20 protein-coding genes are annotated in these 17,759 nt (G+C 67.5%); 12 read left to right on the top strand and 8 right to left on the bottom strand.

Going from position 1 to position 17,759, the window contains the following annotated elements; all coding sequences use genetic code 11:
• Positions 1–16 precede the first annotated feature (16 nt).
• Entirely contained in the window at positions 17–2,401 is a 2,385-nt protein-coding gene (locus ACFE7F_RS07395; protein WP_375403244.1) for a ligase-associated DNA damage response DEXH box helicase, read from the top strand.
• 171 nt (positions 2,402–2,572) lie between these two features.
• On the opposite strand, the gene ACFE7F_RS07390 is transcribed toward ACFE7F_RS07395, so the two are convergent.
• Together ACFE7F_RS07390 and ACFE7F_RS07385 are read right to left on the bottom strand one after the other, a co-directional pair.
• Positions 2,573–2,971, bottom strand: coding sequence for a hypothetical protein (locus ACFE7F_RS07390; protein WP_375403204.1), 399 nt, complete (start codon positions 2,969–2,971; stop codon positions 2,573–2,575).
• The gene (locus ACFE7F_RS07385) at positions 2,964–4,091 is read right to left on the bottom strand and encodes a hypothetical protein (protein WP_375403203.1); all 1,128 of its coding nucleotides are present in this window, start codon (positions 4,089–4,091) and stop codon (positions 2,964–2,966) included. The genes ACFE7F_RS07390 and ACFE7F_RS07385 overlap by 8 nt, the downstream gene beginning before the upstream one ends.
• 133 nt (positions 4,092–4,224) lie before the next feature.
• Between ACFE7F_RS07385 and ACFE7F_RS07380 the strand changes: the two genes are divergently transcribed.
• The 5 genes from ACFE7F_RS07380 (at position 4,225) to pdeM (ending at position 8,122) form a co-directional block, all read left to right on the top strand.
• A complete protein-coding gene (locus ACFE7F_RS07380) occupies positions 4,225–4,482 on the top strand; it encodes a type II toxin-antitoxin system Phd/YefM family antitoxin (protein ID WP_375403202.1) in 258 nt (85 codons plus the stop codon).
• The gene (locus ACFE7F_RS07375) at positions 4,479–4,625 is read left to right on the top strand and encodes a hypothetical protein (RefSeq protein WP_375403201.1); all 147 of its coding nucleotides are present in this window, start codon (positions 4,479–4,481) and stop codon (positions 4,623–4,625) included. Before ACFE7F_RS07380 ends, ACFE7F_RS07375 begins: the two co-directional genes overlap by 4 nt.
• Before the next feature lie 400 nt (positions 4,626–5,025).
• Entirely contained in the window at positions 5,026–5,982 is a 957-nt protein-coding gene (locus ACFE7F_RS07370; protein ID WP_375403200.1) for an aspartyl protease family protein, read from the top strand.
• Positions 5,983–6,011: 29 nt separating this feature from the next.
• Positions 6,012–7,412, top strand: a complete 1,401-nt coding sequence (locus ACFE7F_RS07365) for a M20/M25/M40 family metallo-hydrolase (protein WP_375403243.1) — start codon at positions 6,012–6,014, stop codon at positions 7,410–7,412.
• 47 nt (positions 7,413–7,459) lie between these two features.
• Entirely contained in the window at positions 7,460–8,122 is a 663-nt protein-coding gene (gene pdeM, locus ACFE7F_RS07360) for a ligase-associated DNA damage response endonuclease PdeM (protein WP_375403199.1), read from the top strand.
• A 37-nt stretch (positions 8,123–8,159) separates the two neighbouring features.
• On the opposite strand, the gene msrA is transcribed toward pdeM, so the two are convergent.
• The 4 genes from msrA to pabB form a co-directional block, all read right to left on the bottom strand.
• Positions 8,160–8,798: a peptide-methionine (S)-S-oxide reductase MsrA gene (msrA, locus tag ACFE7F_RS07355; RefSeq protein ID WP_375403242.1), complete on the bottom strand. Its 639-nt coding sequence runs from the start codon at positions 8,796–8,798 to the stop codon at positions 8,160–8,162.
• 23 nt (positions 8,799–8,821) lie between these two features.
• Positions 8,822–8,965 carry a hypothetical protein gene (locus ACFE7F_RS07350; RefSeq protein WP_375403198.1) on the bottom strand — a complete coding sequence of 48 codons (144 nt, stop codon included), beginning with the start codon at positions 8,963–8,965 and terminating at the stop codon, positions 8,822–8,824.
• A gap of 136 nt (positions 8,966–9,101) precedes the next feature.
• On the bottom strand, positions 9,102–10,301 hold the full coding sequence (locus ACFE7F_RS07345) for a pyridoxal phosphate-dependent aminotransferase (protein WP_375403197.1): 1,200 nt from the start codon (positions 10,299–10,301) through the stop codon (positions 9,102–9,104).
• Between the two features lie 26 nt (positions 10,302–10,327).
• Positions 10,328–12,091 (bottom strand): aminodeoxychorismate synthase component I, encoded by a 1,764-nt coding sequence (gene pabB, locus ACFE7F_RS07340; protein ID WP_375403196.1) that lies wholly within the window; start codon positions 12,089–12,091, stop codon positions 10,328–10,330.
• Between the two features lie 80 nt (positions 12,092–12,171).
• Between pabB and ACFE7F_RS07335 the strand changes: the two genes are divergently transcribed.
• Entirely contained in the window at positions 12,172–12,831 is a 660-nt protein-coding gene (locus ACFE7F_RS07335) for an MBL fold metallo-hydrolase (RefSeq protein WP_375403195.1), read from the top strand.
• A 148-nt stretch (positions 12,832–12,979) separates the two neighbouring features.
• Here the strand turns inward: ACFE7F_RS07335 and ACFE7F_RS07330 are convergent, their stop codons facing one another.
• Positions 12,980–13,420 carry an MAPEG family protein gene (locus tag ACFE7F_RS07330; protein WP_375403194.1) on the bottom strand — a complete coding sequence of 147 codons (441 nt, stop codon included), beginning with the start codon at positions 13,418–13,420 and terminating at the stop codon, positions 12,980–12,982.
• A gap of 164 nt (positions 13,421–13,584) precedes the next feature.
• Here ACFE7F_RS07330 and rpmF point away from each other — a divergent pair, with 164 nt between their 5' ends.
• The 5 genes from rpmF to ACFE7F_RS07305 all read left to right on the top strand — a co-directional run bounded on the left by rpmF (position 13,585) and on the right by ACFE7F_RS07305 (position 16,623).
• Positions 13,585–13,764, top strand: coding sequence for a 50S ribosomal protein L32 (gene rpmF / locus ACFE7F_RS07325; protein WP_375403193.1), 180 nt, complete (start codon positions 13,585–13,587; stop codon positions 13,762–13,764).
• 26 nt (positions 13,765–13,790) lie between these two features.
• Complete coding sequence (plsX, locus tag ACFE7F_RS07320; protein ID WP_375403192.1) at positions 13,791–14,849, top strand: phosphate acyltransferase PlsX; 1,059 nt, start codon at positions 13,791–13,793, stop codon at positions 14,847–14,849.
• Positions 14,846–15,808, top strand: a complete 963-nt coding sequence (locus ACFE7F_RS07315) for a beta-ketoacyl-ACP synthase III (RefSeq protein WP_375403191.1) — start codon at positions 14,846–14,848, stop codon at positions 15,806–15,808. Before plsX ends, ACFE7F_RS07315 begins: the two co-directional genes overlap by 4 nt.
• A 91-nt stretch (positions 15,809–15,899) precedes the next feature.
• Positions 15,900–16,202, top strand: coding sequence for an integration host factor subunit alpha (locus tag ACFE7F_RS07310; RefSeq protein WP_375403190.1), 303 nt, complete (start codon positions 15,900–15,902; stop codon positions 16,200–16,202).
• 37 nt (positions 16,203–16,239) lie between these two features.
• On the top strand, positions 16,240–16,623 hold the full coding sequence (locus tag ACFE7F_RS07305) for a MerR family transcriptional regulator (protein ID WP_375403189.1): 384 nt from the start codon (positions 16,240–16,242) through the stop codon (positions 16,621–16,623).
• A gap of 15 nt (positions 16,624–16,638) precedes the next feature.
• On the opposite strand, the gene ACFE7F_RS07300 is transcribed toward ACFE7F_RS07305, so the two are convergent.
• Positions 16,639–17,759 (bottom strand): EF-Tu/IF-2/RF-3 family GTPase (locus ACFE7F_RS07300; RefSeq protein WP_375403188.1); only part of this gene is annotated, 1,121 nt, incomplete at its 5' end.

The following is a 17,759-nucleotide window of genomic DNA, read 5'->3' as shown; positions in this document are numbered from 1 at the left end:
CGGCTTACCCGACCCGCTGGAGGGCTGGTTCCAAGCCCGCGCCTGGCAACCCCGCCGCCACCAGCTCGCGATGCTCGACGAGGCGCGCGCCGGCCGCCACGCGCTCCTCGTCGCCACGACGGGCGCGGGCAAGACGCTGTCGGGCTTCCTCCCCACCCTCGTCGATTTGATCGAGCATCCGGCGGAGGGCCTCCACACCCTCTACGTCTCGCCGCTCAAGGCGCTGGCGGTCGACATCCAGCGCAACCTGCTGGCCCCCGTCGCCGAGATGGCGCTCGACATCCGCGTCGAGACCCGCACCGGCGACACCCCGTCCGACCGCCGCCAGCGCCAGCGCGTCCGCCCGCCCCAGATCCTTCTCACCACCCCCGAATCGCTCTCGCTGCTGCTGAGCTATCCCGACTCGTTCACCATGTTCGCCGGCCTCCGTACGATCGTCGTCGACGAGGTCCACGCCTTCGCCACCGGCAAGCGCGGCGACCTCCTCTCGCTCTGCATGGCCCGGCTTCAGCGGATCGCGCCGACCATGCGCCGCGTCGCGCTGTCGGCGACCGTCGCCGACCCCGACGGCTACCGCGCCTGGCTCGCCCCCGACGGTGATATCGATGCGGTCAGCCTGGTGCGCGGCGAGCCCGGCGCGGACCCCGACATCTCGATCCTCCTGCCCCAGGACCGCATCCCCTGGTCGGGCCATTCGGGCCGCTACGCTGCGGTCCAGGTGATGCGCGAGATCGAGCGCCACCGCACCTCGATCGTCTTCTGCAACACCCGCAGCCTCGCCGAGCTCATTTTCCAGGATCTGTGGAAGGCCAACGACCAAGGCCTCCCCATCGGCGTCCATCACGGCAGCCTGTCGCTGGAGGCCAGGCGCAAAGTCGAGGCGGCGATGGCCGACGGACGGCTCCGCGCACTCGTCGCCACGGCAAGCCTGGATTTGGGCGTCGATTGGGGGAACGTCGATTGCGTGATCCAGATGGGCGCGCCCAAGGGCTCGTCCCGGCTGCTCCAGCGGATCGGCCGCGCCAACCACCGGCTCGACGAGGCGTCGGAGGCGGTGATCGTGCCCGGCAACCGCTTCGAATATCTCGAAGCCCGCGCCGCGCTCGACGCGGTCGAGGCGGGCGAGCTCGACCCCGACCTGTTCCGCCCCGGCGCGCTCGACGTGCTGGCCCAGCACGTCATGGCCTGCGCCTGCGCCGCGCCGTTCGAGGAGCAAGGGCTGCTCGCCGAACTCCGCTCCGCGCTCCCCTATTCGGCGCTGACCGACGATCTGTTCGCGCAGGTGCTCGGCTTCATCCAGGACGGCGGCTATTCGCTGAAAGCCTACGACCGCTTCAAGCGCCTGACGCGCGACCCCGACGGAACATGGCGCGTCGCCCACCCGAAATTCATCGTCCAGCACCGCCTGAACGCGGGCATCATCGTCGAAGCGACGATGCTCGGCGTCCGCTTCAAGAACGGCCGCCAGCTCGGCCGCGTCGAGGAGGCGTTCGCCGCCACCCTCAGCCCCGGCGACACCTTCTTCTTCGCGGGCTTAAGCCTCGAAGTCGAGCGGATGGACACCGAGGAGCTCGTCGTCCGCGCCACCAGCCGCCCCGCGCGCGTGCCGAGCTACGGGGGCAGCCGCATGGCCTTGTCGACGAGCCTGGCCGACCGGGTGCGCGGCTTCCTGGCCGACCCGAGCAAGTGGCCGAACTTCCCCGACGACGTGCGCGAATGGCTGGAGATCCAGTCGCGCCGATCGGTCCTCCCGCGCCCCGGCCAGCTCCTCGTCGAGACCTTCCCGCGCGAGGGCCGCCACTACATGGTCGCCTACAGCTTCGAGGGCTGGAACGCGCACCAGTCGCTTGGCATGCTCGTCACCAGGCGGATGGAGGCGCAGGGGCTCAAGCCCACCGGCTTCGTGTCGAACGATTACGCGCTCGCCTGTTTCGGGCTGGAGCCGATCACCGACCCCGCGAGTCTGTTCTCCCCCGACATCCTCGAGGACGAGTTCGTCGAATGGGTGCAGGGCTCCTCGCTCCTGAAGCGCGCCTTCCGCGAGGTCGCCGTCATCGGCGGCCTCGTCGAGCGCCAGATCCCCGGCAAGCGCAAGACGGGGCGTCAGGTCACCTTCTCGACCGACCTGATCTACGACGTGCTCCGCAAATACGAGCCGAGCCACCTCCTCCTCCAGGCCGCCTGGGACGACGCCCGCGCCCGCATGACCGACGTGGGGAGGTTGGCGAACCTCTTGGACCGCGCGGCCGAGACGATGGTCCATATCGACTTGCCGCGCGTGTCGCCGCTCGCGGTGCCCGTGCTGGTGCTGATTGGGCGCGAGCGGATTTCCACCAGCCAGGGCGACGACGCGCTGCTGGTTGAAGCAGAAGCGCTGGCGGCGGAGGCAATGGCGGAGTAGAGTCCAGGAGGCGAGTGATCATTGCGTTAAGCTTGATTCGAGGTCAGATAAGGAACGGCTGATCTCTACAATTATACGACTGGTAGCTAACTAAGAACCTCTGCTGAAGCAGATGAGCGCCTAGCGGAAAGGGGCCGGACAAGTAATAATGTCCGTTGCGCCCTACTCAAGTTAAGGATGTAGCTGGCCGCGCGCTTTCGCTTTCTGCTTAAGCCGCTTGGAAATGATTTTCCACTTCTTCTCTTCGTGCGGCGTATAATCTGCAAGGGTATGAGCCGGATTTGCCGGTTTGTCATCTATCGCTTCCAGCGGATCGGAGCGGCACTCGATCTGTTGCTCGCCGAACTCGCCGACTGTCACACCATAGACCGCCCCTGACTTATTGCCGGTGCTTGTATAAATCGCGTGAGATGATGCAGCGTCAGTCAACGAGGAACGATCCACGGACATGAGACCAGCATCATTTGGTTGCGGTTTGAATCGGTCACTGGCAGGTTCACCGTCATGGATACAATTTGGATGGATCTGGCGAAACAGAGTTTCAGTTTGATCCGTAAGCAATTCACCCATTCGCGTTCACCATGCCGTCGAAAGCTCGCAGAAAGTCGTCTTCTATGCTGTCGAATCCCTGTGGCTGAACTTCACCAGCGCCGTCGATCTCGATACCGTAAAACTCCACCCCACCGGCCGAGCCAAACTCAACGGAATAGTCCCAGCCATCCCGCTCAAAATCGACAAGGATGCCGCCGTCATCCTTTGGGAAAATACGAAAGGTGCCGCAGTATGAAAGGCGCTTAAATAGAAATGATGTAGCCGCGGAGATAGCAGCTTCGGTGACCGCCTGACCGGAGCCATCACGCCAGCCAGCTTCTAGCATAGAGATTTCTGCTATTCTTTGCTGACACTTCAGCAATGCCGCGCTAATATTACTGTCGACGACAGCAATATCAAATACATCAGCTACACGACGAAACTGGTCTAGTGTGTCCAGCTCGACGATGAGTTCAAATTGAACATCCTGCTCAAGGCTTCCATCAAATTCGTCACGTATCTGTGCCGGGTCCACCGGTATTTGTATATCGCCAAATTCCTGCGTTCTAACGGTGACGATACCCTCATATCCACTCTTGATGTGCGCGCCGATCAGCTCACCAAGGCCCTCAAATCTAGTTTCGTAAGTTTCACGCGCGCCAATTATAAGCCTTTTGCGACGATAAGCATCGAATGACACGACCTCTCCAGTCGTGCGATTAGGGATTTCGATCTTCTCATTATCGCGAAGGCCGGCGCCAAAGCGATTGAGCGCTCGCACCTTTTCCGAACTTAATGCTGTAATGCGACCCGCTTGTCCCTCAATGAGCGCAAACACGTCTTCATACGCCGCTTCAACAATCTCTTCGATTTCATCAGCGAAGCCCGGAAGGTTCTCTTGGGCGCTGAACTTATTCCATTCAAGTTTGGGAATTGCGCTGCCGTTGTCAATCTGCACCAAGTCAAACGCGAAGCTCTTGTCGAAGCCCTTGGGGAGCCGCTTACGGTCCGAGTGCCGCCGCCGCCACTCGTCCTTCGCATAAGACACGAGCAGGTCGCGGAACGCCGGGAGATCAGACAGCACATCAACGGGGAGGCGCGCATTGCGAAAGCGACTCCCCCGATAATGCAGGCTGAAAACTTTCGGCTTGTCGACCACTGGCATCCTCGGCTGGTGCCGTTGCGTATCTTTCCCAAACGTTAAGTCCAACTTTTTTTGTCAACGATTGTGACATCCTCAACGTCGAAGATAATCATAAATGTAGCTATCCCGCCTCGACCAGAAGGTTTCGATGAGCAGCTACAGCGTGGCGGAGGCGAAGAACGGGTTGCCCGGGTTGATTGACCGGGCGCTGGACGGCGAGGAGGTGCTGATCACCCGGCACGGCCGCGTCGTCGTCGAGATACGGCCGGCGTTTCCGAAAGAAGGTGCTCCTGCCGACAGACGCGCCGGCCTCGACTGGCTTCGGGCACGGCGCGAGGCGCGGCCGTCGATCGATGTCGACTCGAACGAAATGTTGCGCGCACTCGCCGACGAACGACGCTGGTGACCTTCTACTTCGATGCGAGCGTGCTGGTGCCGCTCGTGGTTACGGAGGCATCATCGCCGAGCGTAGAAGCGTTCCTCGACCGGCATAAGGGACGGCTTTTCGTCAACAAATTCGCCGTGGCGGAGGCAGCGAGCGGCGGTTAGCATGGATTATTTCCTCTTCCAATGTTGGATTTCCCATGCTCCACACTGGTTGGTGAACACCCGCCCAACCTCGACCCGCCACCGCGCATCCGTCGCCGACCGGGCGCGGGAACGATACGAACGGGAACGCAGCCTCGATCTCGAAACTTCCGCCCGGTCCACGCCGCATACGCGCGCATACGTGTTGGGGTGTGACTTTCGCGACTTTCCAAGCCGCGACTTTGCTCCGGGTGCGCAATATCCGAAAAGCCCGGCGACACGGAATTACCGAACGCGCGTGAACTTCGTTACCTTCGCCCCCGGACCCGGCGATCCGGATCACCTTCCCCGCGCGCCTCTCCGCGACCCGCGCGGCCCGTCGCTTGCCAAAGGTCCGGATCGGGCGCACCCTTTTCGTATCATGCGTAGCGCTCTGATCTTCCCCGCCCTTCTGCTCGCCGCCGCAGCCCCCGCACAAGAAGCGACGCCACCGCCCGTCCCGCAGGCGACCGACGAGGATCTGGCGTTCCTCCTGGAAAAGCAGCGCATGACCGTGCCCGTCCAGATCGCGGGCACCGGGCCGCACCGCTTCATCATCGACACCGGCGCGCAGCGGACTGTCATCTCGCGCGAGCTGGCGAGCGAGCTCGGCCTGCCGCGCGGCCGCGACGTCCGGCTAGTCGCGATGACCGGCCGGGCCAATGTCGGCACCGTGCTCATCTCGTCGCTGAGCGTCTCGAGCTTCGCGGGCGCGAAGATCGAGGCGCCCGCGCTCGAGCGGCGGCACATGGGCGCGAACGGCATCCTGGGCATCGACACGCTCCAGGGCCACGCGGTCGCGATCGACTTCGACACGGAGACGATGCGCGTCTCCCCCTCCACCAAGCGCGCCCGCCGCAAGCGCGCGGGCGCGCCGGGCGAGATCGTCATCCAGGCGCGCAGCCTGTTCGGCCAGCTCGTCGTCACCGACGCCGATTTCCGCGGCACCAAGGTCCGCGTGATCCTCGATACCGGCACCGAGGTCAGCATGGGCAACGAGGCGCTCCGCCGCCGCGTCGCGCGCTCGCACAAGGGCATGCGCGACATCGAGCTGATCAGCGTCATCGGCGGCAAGATGGTCGCGGGCTACACGCAGGTGCCGCAGGTCAAGATCGGCGCGGTCACGTTCCAGAATCTGCCGATCGCCTTTTCCGCCTCCGCGCCGTTCAAGGAATGGGGGCTGGAGGAGAAGCCCGCCCTGCTGCTCGGCATGGACGCGCTCCGCATGTTCCGCCGGGTGCATATCGACTTCGCCAACCGCGAGGTCCGGCTGACCATGCCGCGCGGGCGCGGTTTCGCGTCGCGGGCGGCCTTGCCGGGGCCGCGCCCGCAAGGCTAACCTTCGTGCCGACAAGGGGAACAAGCATGATGGGGCGGACGACAGGGTGGCTGACGGCGGCGGCGTTGCTCGCCGGACCGCAGGCGGCGACTGCGCAAGGGCGCCCCGACCAGCGCGCCTTCTTCGATCTCTATAAGGAGCTGGTCGAGACCGACACGACGATCAGCAAGGGCGATTGCACCCGCGCCGCCGCCCAGATCGCCGGGCGGATGAAGCGCGCAGGGTACACTACCCAGGACATCACGCTGTTCTCCGTACCCGAGCACCCCAAGGAGGGCGGTATCGTCGCGGTGCTCCCCGGCAGTGACAAGACGCTCAAGCCCATGCTGCTGCTAGGCCATCTCGACGTGGTCGAGGCCGACCCGAAGGACTGGACCCGCGATCCGTTCAAGCTCGTCGAGGAAGACGGCTACTACTACGCGCGCGGCACCGTCGACGACAAGGCGATGTCGGCGATCTGGGCCGACACGATGATCCGGCTGAAGGCGGGCAAGCAGGTGCCCAAGCGCACGATCAAGCTCGCGCTGACCTGCGGCGAGGAGACGACCTTCGCCTGGAACGGCGCGCAGTGGCTGACCAAGAACCGCCCCGACCTGATCGCGGCCGAGTTCGTCCTGAACGAAGGCGGCGGCGGTCGCCTGGACGAGACGGGCAAGCGCCAGCTGCTGGCGATCCAGGTCGGCGAGAAGGCGGCGCAGAACTACACCTTCACCGCGACCAACCCGGGCGGCCACAGCTCGCAGCCCGTGCCCGACAACGCGATCTACGAACTCGCCGCCGCGATCCGCGCGGTGCAGGGCTACGAGTTCCCCGTCCGCTTCACCGACACCACCCGCGCCTTCTTCGGCGCGACCGCCAAGGCCCAAGGAGGCGAGGTCGGCGGCGCGATCACCCGCCTGCTCGCGAACCCGGAGGACAAGGCGGCCGACGCGATCGTCAGCCGCGACAAGGCGTTTCACTCGACCCTACGCACCACCTGCGTGACGACGCTCGTCAAGGCGGGCCATGCGGAGAACGCGCTGCCCCAAAGCGCGACCGCAAACGTCAATTGCCGCATCTTCCCCGGCGAGACCGTCGACGCGACGCTCGCCAAGCTCAAGGAGCTCGCGGGGCCCAAGGTCACCGTCACCGCCAATCAGCCGGTGCGCCCGACCGCCAAGCCGCCGGCGCTCGATCCCAAGATCCTGGGACCGGTCACCCGCATCGCGGCGAAGCACTTTCCGGGCGTGCCGGTGCTGCCGCTCATGTCGACGGGCGCGACCGACGGGGTGTTCTTCGCCGCGCTCGGCATCCCCGTATACGGCGTGCCGGGCATCTTTATCGACAAGGACCTGGGCGGCATCCACGGACTGAACGAGCGCATCCGCGTCCGCTCGCTCCATGACGGGCGCGATTATCTCCACGATCTGGTGCTCGCCTATGCCGGATGACGCGCTAACGCCTTGATCTGGTTGATGTCCGGCGGCATGGGCGGCCCATGGTTCCGTTTTCGTTCGGTGGACACGCGCTTCGGGCGCACGCGTCGGGCGCTGTGCATTGGCCCGCCCGCGGCGCGTTGCTCGTCGCCGACCTGCATTTCGAAAAGGCGAGCTGGTTCGCGATGCGCGGACAGATGCTCCCGCCCTACGACTCGCTCGCGACGCTGCGCGAGATAGAGGCGCTGGTCGCGGCGACGGGGGCGCGCGAGGTCTGGTGCCTGGGCGACAGCTTTCACGATGTCGGCGGCTGCGACCGCCTGCCCGCCGAGGCGCAGCGCCGCCTGCGCGCGCTGACGTCGGGCACGCGCTGGACCTGGATCACTGGCAACCACGATCCCGAGATCCTCGACCGCTGCGGCGGCGAGGTGGCGACGGAGGCGCAGGTCGACGACTTGGTCCTGCGCCACGAAGCCGACCCGCGCGAGCCCGCCTGCGAATTGTCCGGGCACTTCCACCCCAAGCTCCGCGTCCGCGTACGCGGTCGCCAGGTCGCGCGCCGCTGCTTCGTCGCGACCCCGACCAAGCTGATCCTGCCCGCCTTCGGCTCGCTCACCGGGGGGCTCGACGCGACGCACAAGGAGATCAGGCGCGCGGTCGGCGGCGCGGCCGAGGCGCTGCTGCCCGTCGAGGACCGGATGCTGCGCTTCCCGCTCGCCGCCTAATCGGGCACCCCACAAAGTAGTACTTTGTGGGGTGCCCCTAGCGGGCGAGCGTCGGGAACCCTGCGCGGAACGCGGCGACCTTCGGCTTGTCCCAACGGACGATGTAGGGGTGCGTCGGGTTCTTCCGCCAAAAGTTCTGGTGATAGGCCTCGGCCGGGTAGAATGCGCCGCCCTCGATCTTCGTCGCGATGGGACGCGGGTAGGACTTGGCCGCGCCGAGCTGCGCCATGTACCGCTGCGCGACCATCCGCTGCTGCGGCGTCTGTGGAAACACGGCGGACCGGTAGCTCGGCCCGACATCGGGTGTCTGACGATTGAGCTGGGTCGGGTCGTGCGCGACCGAGAAGAAGACGCGGAGCAGTATAGCGTAACTGACTTGAGCGGGGTCGTACACGATCCGGACCGCCTCGGCATGGCCGGTACGCTCGGTCGACACTTCGTCGTAGTTCGCGGTCGCGGCGGTCCCGCCCGCATAGCCCGACTGGACCGAACGGACACCGCGCACATGCTCGAACACAGCCTCCAGGCCCCAGAAGCATCCGCCTGCGAACACCGCGACTTGAGGTCCGGTACCACGCGGCACGTCGAGCTTGGCGGCCGGGATCGGCACGGCGCGTTCGGCGACCGCGCTGGTCGAGGTGAACACCCAGCCGAGCGCCACGACGCCTGCACCGATCGTGAGCGCTTGAGCCTTCACGCTCAACGCTCGGCCGACGCGCTCACGCCGAAGTGGCTGGCGAAGGTGCGGGTCGCCTCGGCGGGCTGGAGGGCGAGCAGGCCGACCGCGCCGAGCAGGAAGCCGCCGGTGAACTGCCAGACGAAGCTGTTCTTGAAGATGCGCATGACACGAGCTCCCGTGTTCGGTTTTCGTTGGCTCTCAAATCATGGGCGACGGGGGTCGCCGCAAGAACCACGACCGCAACTTATAGTTTTCGCTGCTGAACCGACGCTGGGGCCGCCGTTCATCGGCGCGCCAGCTTCAGCGCAGCGCGCGACACGCCTGCTGGATGCGCGCGCAGGCCTCGCGCAATAGCACGTCCGAGGTCGCGTAGCTGATCCGCATTGCCGGCGAGAGGCCGAACGCGGCACCGTGCACCGCCGCGACGCGTGCTTCGTCGAGCAGATAGGACACGAACGCCTCGTCGGTGTCGATCACCTGGCCCCCCGGGGTGCGTCGCCCGATCAGTGGAGCGAATGAGGGGTAGACGTAGAACGCGCCGTCGGGCTTGGGGCAGATCATCCCCTCGATCTCGCCGAGCATCGACAGTATCAGGTCGCGCCGGGCCTGGAACGCGCGGTTACGCTCGAGCAGGAACGACTGGTCGCCGTTCAGCGCGGCCGTCGCGGCCGCCTGCGAGACCGAGCAGGGGTTGGAGGTCGACTGCGACTGAAGCTTGGCGATCGCCTTGATCAACCAGGGCGCGCCGCCCGCGAACCCGATCCGCCAGCCGGTCATCGCATAGGCCTTGGAGCAGCCGTTCACCGTCAGCGTGCGGTCGTATAGATCGGGACAGACCTCGGCCATGGTGGCGAATTCGAAGCCGTCATAGACGATATGCTCGTACATATCGTCCGCCAGCACCCAAATATGGGGGTGCCGGGCCAGCACATCGCCCAGCGCGCGCAGCTCGGCGGCGGTGTAGGCCGCGCCGGTCGGGTTGGAGGGCGAGTTGACGACCACCCACTTGGTCCGCGGGGAAATCGCGGCGTCGAGCGCTTGCGGCGTGAGCTTGTAGCCTTGCTCAGGCCCGGCAGGCACGACGACCGGCACACCGCCTGCGAACTGGACGATATCGGGGTAGCTCACCCAATAGGGCGCGGGGATCACCACCTCGTCCCCCGGTTCGACGGTCGCCAGGATCGCGTTGAACAGCGTCTGCTTGCCGCCGACATTCACGGTGATCTGGTCGAGCGCGTAAGTCAGCCCGCTGTCGCGCTTGAACTTGGCGACGATCGCCGCCTTCAGCTCGGGCGTGCCATCGACATCGGTGTATTTGGTCTTGCCCGCGCGGATCGCCGCGATCGCGGCTTCCTTGACGAAATCAGGGGTGTCGAAATCGGGCTCCCCCGCCCCGAGGCCGATCACGTCGACGCCCTGCCGTTTCAGCTCGCCGACGCGCGCGGAAACGGCGAGCGTGGGGGACGGACTGATGCGGGCGAGCGCGGCGGAGGGTTGCATGGGCTGACTCCCGGGAGGAATGCCGCTCATACGGGCGGCCCCGCCCCGACCGCAACCGCCCGCATGAGGCCGCGGAGAGCATTGCCGATGAGAAAGCCGCTGGCGAGGTCGGCGGCGGTCAGGTCAGCCTCGACCGCGCGGCCGTCGGCGATCAGCGCCTCGCGCAACACGCCGGGGAGCAGGCCTCGGCCAAGCGGCGGAGTGAGGAGGCGGTCGCCCCGGGGAACGAACAGCGAGGTGAAGCTGCCCTCGGTCAGATAGCCGTCCGAACCCACGAACAGCACCTCGAAGCCGCCCGCATCGCGGCGGGCGCGGTCGTAGAAGGCGCGGTCGGTCGTCTTGTGGCGGAGGCGGTAATCGCCTTCGTCGACCGGGAGCGGGACGACCGACACGGACACGGGCGCGGGCGGCGCGGGCGGCATCGGGCCGGTCTCGACCGACACCGCGCCACCGGGCGCGAGCAGCAGCCGCACGCGCATGGGGCTGCGCAAGCGGAAGGTCGCCGCCTGCAGCTCGTTGCGCGCGGCGTGGCGGTCGAAGGTGAAGCCGAACAGTTCGGCGCTACGCAGCATGCGCTCCAGGTGGCGGTCGAGGAGCGCTATCCCCTCCTCGGGGTCGAACGCCATCGTCTCGATGAGGTCGAAGCGGCGACGGCCGCTCCCGAGGAACGCGGCCTTGGCGAGGCATTCGTCCCACTCCGCCCGGACTTGCGAGTCGGCGACGAGGCCCGAACCAAGGCCGAGGAGCGCGGGCGATCGGCCGCCCTCGATCGCCAGCGTACGGATAGCGACGTTGAATGCGGCATCGCCGGTCGCGTCGATGCGGCCGACCGAGCCGGTATAGCTCCCGCGCGGCGGCCCCGTCTCGATCGCGGCGAGCGCCGCTTGCGCGCGGAGTTTGGGCGCGCCGGTGATCGAGCCGCAGGGAAAGGCAGCCGCCAGCACGTCGACCGCGTCCAGACCGGGCGCGAGATCGGCGGTGATGACCGACACCATCTGATGGATCGTCGGATAGGTCTCGACCGCAAACAGCTCGGGGACGGCGACGCTGCCGGTCGCGGCGACGCGCGATAGGTCGTTGCGGAGCAGGTCGACGATCATGAGGTTCTCGGCGCGCTGCTTGAAATCGGCCGCGAGCGCCCGAGCCGCGGCTGCGTCGGCAGCGGGGGTGCCGCCGCGACGGGCGGTGCCCTTCATCGGGCGGCAGGTGAGGCGGCGGCCGTCGAGCGTGAAGAACAGCTCGGGCGAGAAGGACAGGAGCGTACAGGAGCCGGTCGCGACCACACCGCCCCAGCCCGCGCCCGCGCTCGCCCGGAGCGCGGCGTAGAGGCCGAGCGGGTCGCCCGCGATGGGGACTTCGGCGCGGAAGCTCAAGTTCGCCTGGTACAGATCGCCCGCCGCGATCAGCTCGTGGATTTGGGCGAAGGCTTCGGCGTAGGCGCTCTCGTTGATGCAGGGGCGAGGCTCGCCGACCCAGGCGCCCGCCGGGTCGGGTAGGTGTGCGGCGACGTCCGGCTCTTCCCAGCGGTCGAACAGGCCGAACCAGAGGAGCGGCGTGGAACCTGCGGCGCGCGGGAGCGACGGCTCGAACGCCGCGCCGGCCTCGTAGGCGAGATAGCCCGCGGCGTGCAGGCCCTCCGCATTGCCAGCGCGGATCGCATCCAGCGCGGGGGCGACTTCGGCGACCGCGTGCGCCTCGATCACTTGAACGGGCGCGCGGTAGAGGCGCGCGGGGGAGCCGCCGGGGCGGGCGTCGTCGAGGAGCACGTAGGGTTCGGGCCAGCCGGACATAGCGGGAGGGATGCGCGAGGGGGCGGTCCGACCGCAAGCGATGATTGCCGCCGCGGGCCCGCCGGCCTATCCCGGTCGTCATGAGCAACCCTCCCCTACGCGCCCAAATCGTGCCCGTGACGCCGATCCAGCAGAACTGCACGATCGTCTGGTGCACCGCCACCATGCGCGCGGCGGTGGTCGATCCGGGCGGCGACATCGCCAAGATCAGGCGCGCGGTCGAACAGGCGGGCGTGACGGTCGAGAAGATTCTCCTCACCCACGGCCATATCGACCATGCGGGCGAGGCCAAGCCGCTCGCCGACGAGCTGGGCGTCCCCATTGAGGGATCGCACGAGGCCGACCGGTTCTGGCTCGCGCGGCTGGACGAGGACGGGCGCAGTTGGGGCATCCGCGGCGTGCCGTTCGAGCCCGACCGCTGGTTGGTCGAGGGTGACGTAGTGACGGTCGGGGAGCTGCGTTTCGACGTGTACGAGACGCCCGGGCACACGGCGGGGCATGTGGTGTTCCACCACCCGCCCTCGCGCTTCGCGCTGGTGGGCGATGTGCTGTTCCAGGGGTCGGTCGGGCGGACCGACCTGCCGCAGGGGAACCACCCGCAGCTGATCCGGTCGATTACCGAAAAGCTGTGGCCGTTGGGGAACGAGACCGCGTTTATTCCGGGGCACGGGCAGCCCAGCACCTTCGGGCATGAGCGCGAGCACAATATGTTCGTGAGCGACCGGGCGCTTGCGGCTTGACTCAAACCCTCTCCCGCCTTTGCGGGAGAGGGACAGGCGCGTCAGCGCCAGGGTGAGCGCTGGACCGCGCACGGATAGGCCCGCCCCTCACCCTCGCCGCGGCTGCGCCACGTCTTTCCCTCTCCCGCAAAGGCGGGAGAGGGTCGGCTCAGCCTCGCGCGGTGGTCACGTCCACGTCCTTGATGGTGGGAGAGTAGGCACCGGTCAGCGGCACGGAGATCGCCCAGAGCGCGAGCAGGAGCTGGAGGAGCAGCGTCAATCCGGTGCCGATCGTCCGCCCGAGGTTCCAGCCGTCCATTCCGAACCCGTGCACGATCCGCGCGACGAGAAACAGCGCGGCGGCGCTCCACAGCCAAACGGAGGTGCCGGCCGCGAATTCGAGCAGTAGGATCAGGATCAGCGTAAGCGGCGCGTTCTCGGCGAAGTTGGCGTGCGCGCGCATCCGGCGCAGCACCCGCTCGTTGCCGCCGTCGCCGAGCAAGACCTTCTCGGAGCCGCGGACCTGGCCGACACGGAACGATAGCCAAAGATTGATGAGCGCGAGCGCACCCGCGAGTACCAGCGTGATCGGCAGCGTGGTCGTGAACATCGGTCGGTTCCCTCTGGTGTTCCCGGGTCCTGCCAGTCCGCTCCCATGCTTGCAACGGCGGGGCTTATCGCTATAGCGCCACGCTTCGCGACGCGTCCGGCCCGGGAACCTGCTAGGTCCCCGGCGATATCGGGAGCGCCACCCCGACCAGCTAAGGTGCCGAAATGGCCGTCCCCAAGAGAAAAACATCGCCCTCCAAGCGCGGCATGCGTCGCGGGCACGACTCGCTGACGATCGCGTCGTTCCAGGAGTGCCCGAATTGCGGCGAGCTCAAGCGGCCGCACAATCTGTGCAATTCGTGCGGTCATTATAACGGTCGCGAGATCGTCGCGGTCGAGGCGTAACAGCCGACCGAAAGGACAGGTTCGGGATGCCCGACAGCGACTGGATCGCGGTCGACGCGATGGGCGGCGATGACGGGCTCCAGGTGATGCTGGCGGGCGTTGCGCGCGCGAGGGCGACCGCCGAGGGTATCTGGTTCCTGCTCGTGGGCGACGAGGTGGCGATCGCGCGCGGGCTGGACGCGCATCCGGGCCTCCGCGCCGCATCCGAGATCGTCCATGCTCCCGAGACCGTCTCGTCCGCCGAAAAGCCGAGCGTGGCGATGCGCCGCGCCAAGAAGACGTCGATGGGCGTCGCGATCGACCTGGTGAAACGCGGACGCGCCGCCGCCGCCGTGTCGTCGGGCAACACCGGCGCGATGATGGCGATGGCCAAGCTGAGCTTGCGCATGATGCCCGGCATCGACCGGCCTGCGCTCGCCGCGCCGCTGCCGACGCTCGGCGACAATGACGTGGTGATGCTCGATCTGGGCGCGAACGCCGAATGCGACGCGCGCAACCTGGTGCAGTTCGCGGTCATGGGCGCGGCCTTCGCGCGCACCGTGCTCGATCTCGATCTTCCCCGCGTCGCGCTCCTCAATATCGGGTCGGAGGACCAGAAGGGCACCGACACGATCCGCGAGGCGTCGATGCTGCTGCGCGAGGCGGGGCACCTGCCGATGCGCTTCGACGGGTTCATCGAGGGCGACCGGCTGTCGCGCGGCGAGGTCGACGTGATCGTATGCGACGGATTTTCGGGCAACATCGCGCTCAAGACCGCCGAGGGAACCGCGCGGTTCGTGGCGGACCTGCTCAAGCGCGCATTCCGGTCGTCGGTGCGATCCAAGCTGGGGTTCCTGATCTCGCGGCCCGCGACCGAGCTGTTGCGCGACCATCTCGACCCCAACAAGCATAACGGCGCGGTGTTCTTGGGGCTGAACGGCATCGTGGTGAAGAGTCACGGCGGCGCGAACGAGCTGGGCGTCGCAACCGCGATTGGCAATGCGGTCAAGATGGTGCGCCACGATCTGACCAGGCGTATCGCCGAGGACCTGAACCGGTTCGAGGCGATGACCGACCTCGGCGGCGAAACGGGCGTGGCGGCGTGATCCGATCGGTCATCACGGGCACGGGATCGGCGCTGCCCATCCGGCGCGTGTCGAACGCCGAGCTGGCGGAGACGGTGGACACGACCGACGAGTGGATCGTCGAGCGCACGGGCATCCGGTTCCGCCACATCGCGGGCGAAGGCGAGACCACCGCCTCGCTCGCCGCTGACGCCGCGCGCCGCGCGCTGGAGGCGGCGGGGCTGGCCGCATCCGACATCGACCTGATCGTGCTGGCGACCGCGACGCCCGACCAGACGTTTCCGGCGAGCGCCACCATCGTCCAGGCGCGCTTGGGCATCCTCGACTGCGTCGCGTTCGATGTCGGCGCGGTGTGTTCGGGGTTCCTGTATGCGGTGCAGGTCGCGGACTCGATGCTCCGCGCGGGCGCTCATTCCAAGGCGCTGGTGATCGGCGCGGAGACGTTCAGCCGCATCCTCGATTGGGAGGACCGCGGGACCTGCGTGCTGTTCGGCGACGGCGCGGGGGCGATCGTGATGGAGGCGCGCCAGGACGCGGGAGAGCGGGGCGTATTGGCGGTCAAGCTCCATGCCGACGGGCGATACAACGAGCTGCTGTATGTCGATGGCGGACCGTCGACGACGGGGACGGTCGGCAAGCTGAGGATGAAGGGGCGCGAGGTGTTCCGCCATGCGGTCAACAACCTGTCGGCGGTGATGACCGAGACGCTGACGCTCGCCGGGCTGGAGGCGGATGCGGTCGATTGGGTAGTGCCGCACCAGGCCAATGCCCGCATCCTGGACGCGACCGCGCGCAAGCTGGGGCTGGACCCGGCCAAAGTGGTGGTGACGGTCGACCAGCACGCCAACACGTCGGCCGCGTCGGTGCCGCTCGCGCTCGATCAGGCGGTGCGCGACGGGCGGATCCTGCCGGGGCATCTGGTCGTGCTGGAGGCGATGGGCGGCGGGTTCACCTGGGGCGCGGCGGTGGTCCGCTTCTGACCCGCATCGGTACGGGTATGAGAGGTTTCGCCGCCAACCTCTTCCGATCCGGCGTAAACGCATGTAACGACATCGGCGTCGGGGGAGTGAGATGGTGGACCAAGCAGGGACGTTGACCCGGGCCGATCTGGCCGAGGCGTTGCACAAGGAAATCGGGCTGAGCCGCGCCGATTCCTCCCAGATCGTCGAACAGGTCCTGAAGGAAATGTGCGAGTCGTTGTCCAAGGGCGAGAACGTCAAGATTTCGGGCTTCGGCACCTTCGTTCTGCGCGATAAGGGCGAGCGCGTCGGGCGCAACCCCAAGACGGGGGTCGAGGTGCCGATCGCGCCCAGGCGCGTGCTGACCTTCCGCGCGAGCCAGATGATGCGCGAGCGCATCGCTTCGTCGACGTGACCGCACCCGACTCGATCGACCCCGGGACCTGACCGACATGGCATCGCCCCCCAAGGCGGCGGGCGCGTTCCGCACCATCGGCGAGGTCGCGGTCGAACTCGGCGTGGCGCAGCACGTACTGCGTTATTGGGAGACGCGCTTCACCCAGCTCCGCCCGCTGCAGCGCGCGGGCAACCGGCGGTACTACCGGCCCGAGGACGTGGCGCTCGCCCGTCGGATCGACGAACTGCTCAACGCGCAGGGTTATACGGTGAAGGGTGTGCAGCAACTGCTGGCGCGCGAGGACGGCGGGCCGGCCCCGGTCGCGGCCTTGGCTGCTCCCGACGCAGCGGTGCTCCCTGACCTTTTGGCGACGCTCGAGGCGATCCGCGTCGGCTTAAGCGAGGCGTTGCACGCCGATGGAGAGCGGGACGGAAGCTGAGCCACCAACGCGTCGTCACCGCTCGCGCGTGGTCGCGAAGGTCACGCCCGGGTGGCGCTCGGTCATGTAGCCGATCTCCCATGCGCTCTTGGCGAGGAGCACCGGGGCGCCGTCGCGGTCCTTGGCCATGCCGCCGCGATTAATCTCGGCAAAGGCCTTCAGGTCGGCGGGATCGGCGGCGGACAGCCAGCGCGCGGTCTCGAACGGGGCGGGCTCCAGCCCGGCGGCGACCTTGTACTCCGCGTCTAGGCGGCTGAGCAGCACGTCGAGCTGGAGCTGGCCGACGACGCCGATGACCCAGTTTGAGCCGATGTCGGGGTAGAAGACCTGAGTCACCCCCTCCTCCGCCATGTCGTCGAGCGCCTTGCGGAGTTGCTTGGTCTTGGTCGGGTCGCGGAGCTGGACTCGGCGCAGGATCTCGGGCGCGAAGTTGGGGAGGCCGGTGAAGCGGATCGCGGCGCGTTCGGACAGCGTGTCGCCGACGCGGAGCGTGCCGTGGTTGGGGATGCCGATGATGTCGCCGGGATAGGCCTCGTCGGCGACCTCGCGGTTCTGCGCGAAGAACAGGATGGGCGAATGGACCGCGATCGGCTTGCCGCTGCCCGAGGGCGTCAGCTTCATGCCGCGTTTGAACACGCCCGAGCATAGCCGCATGAAGGCGATGCGATCGCGGTGCTGCGGGTCCATGTTCGCCTGGACCTTGAACACGAAGCCCGTGACCTCGGCGGCGTCAGGCGAGATGGGCGCGGGCTCGGCGGGCTGCGGGCGGGGCGCGGGCGCGTGGAGCCCCAGCGCCGCGATCAGCTCGGCGACGCCGAAATCCTTGAGCGCGGAGCCGAAGAACACCGGGGTCAGGTCGCCCGCGCGGTAGCGGTCGGCGTCGAACGAGGCGTACCCCCCTCGCGCGAGCTCGACCTCGTCGGCGATCGCGGGCGGGAGCACGGGCGCGGGGTCGGTGCGGCCCTGGAAGGTGCGCGCGGGGCCGTCGGGGCGGTAGACAGCGCCGCTGGTCAGATCGAGCACGCCCTCGAACTCGCCGCCCATGCCGACGGGCCAGCTCATCGGGCAGACATCGAGCTGGAGCTGGTCGGCGATCTCGTCGAGCAGCGCGAACGGGTCGCGGCCCTCGCGGTCGA

The sequence above is a fragment of the uncultured Sphingomonas sp. genome (genome assembly GCF_964235535.1).
GTDB lineage: Bacteria > Pseudomonadota > Alphaproteobacteria > Sphingomonadales > Sphingomonadaceae > Sphingomonas.
The sequence above is the reverse complement of the archived record's forward strand: the minus strand, read 5'-3'. Positions and strand labels throughout refer to the sequence as shown.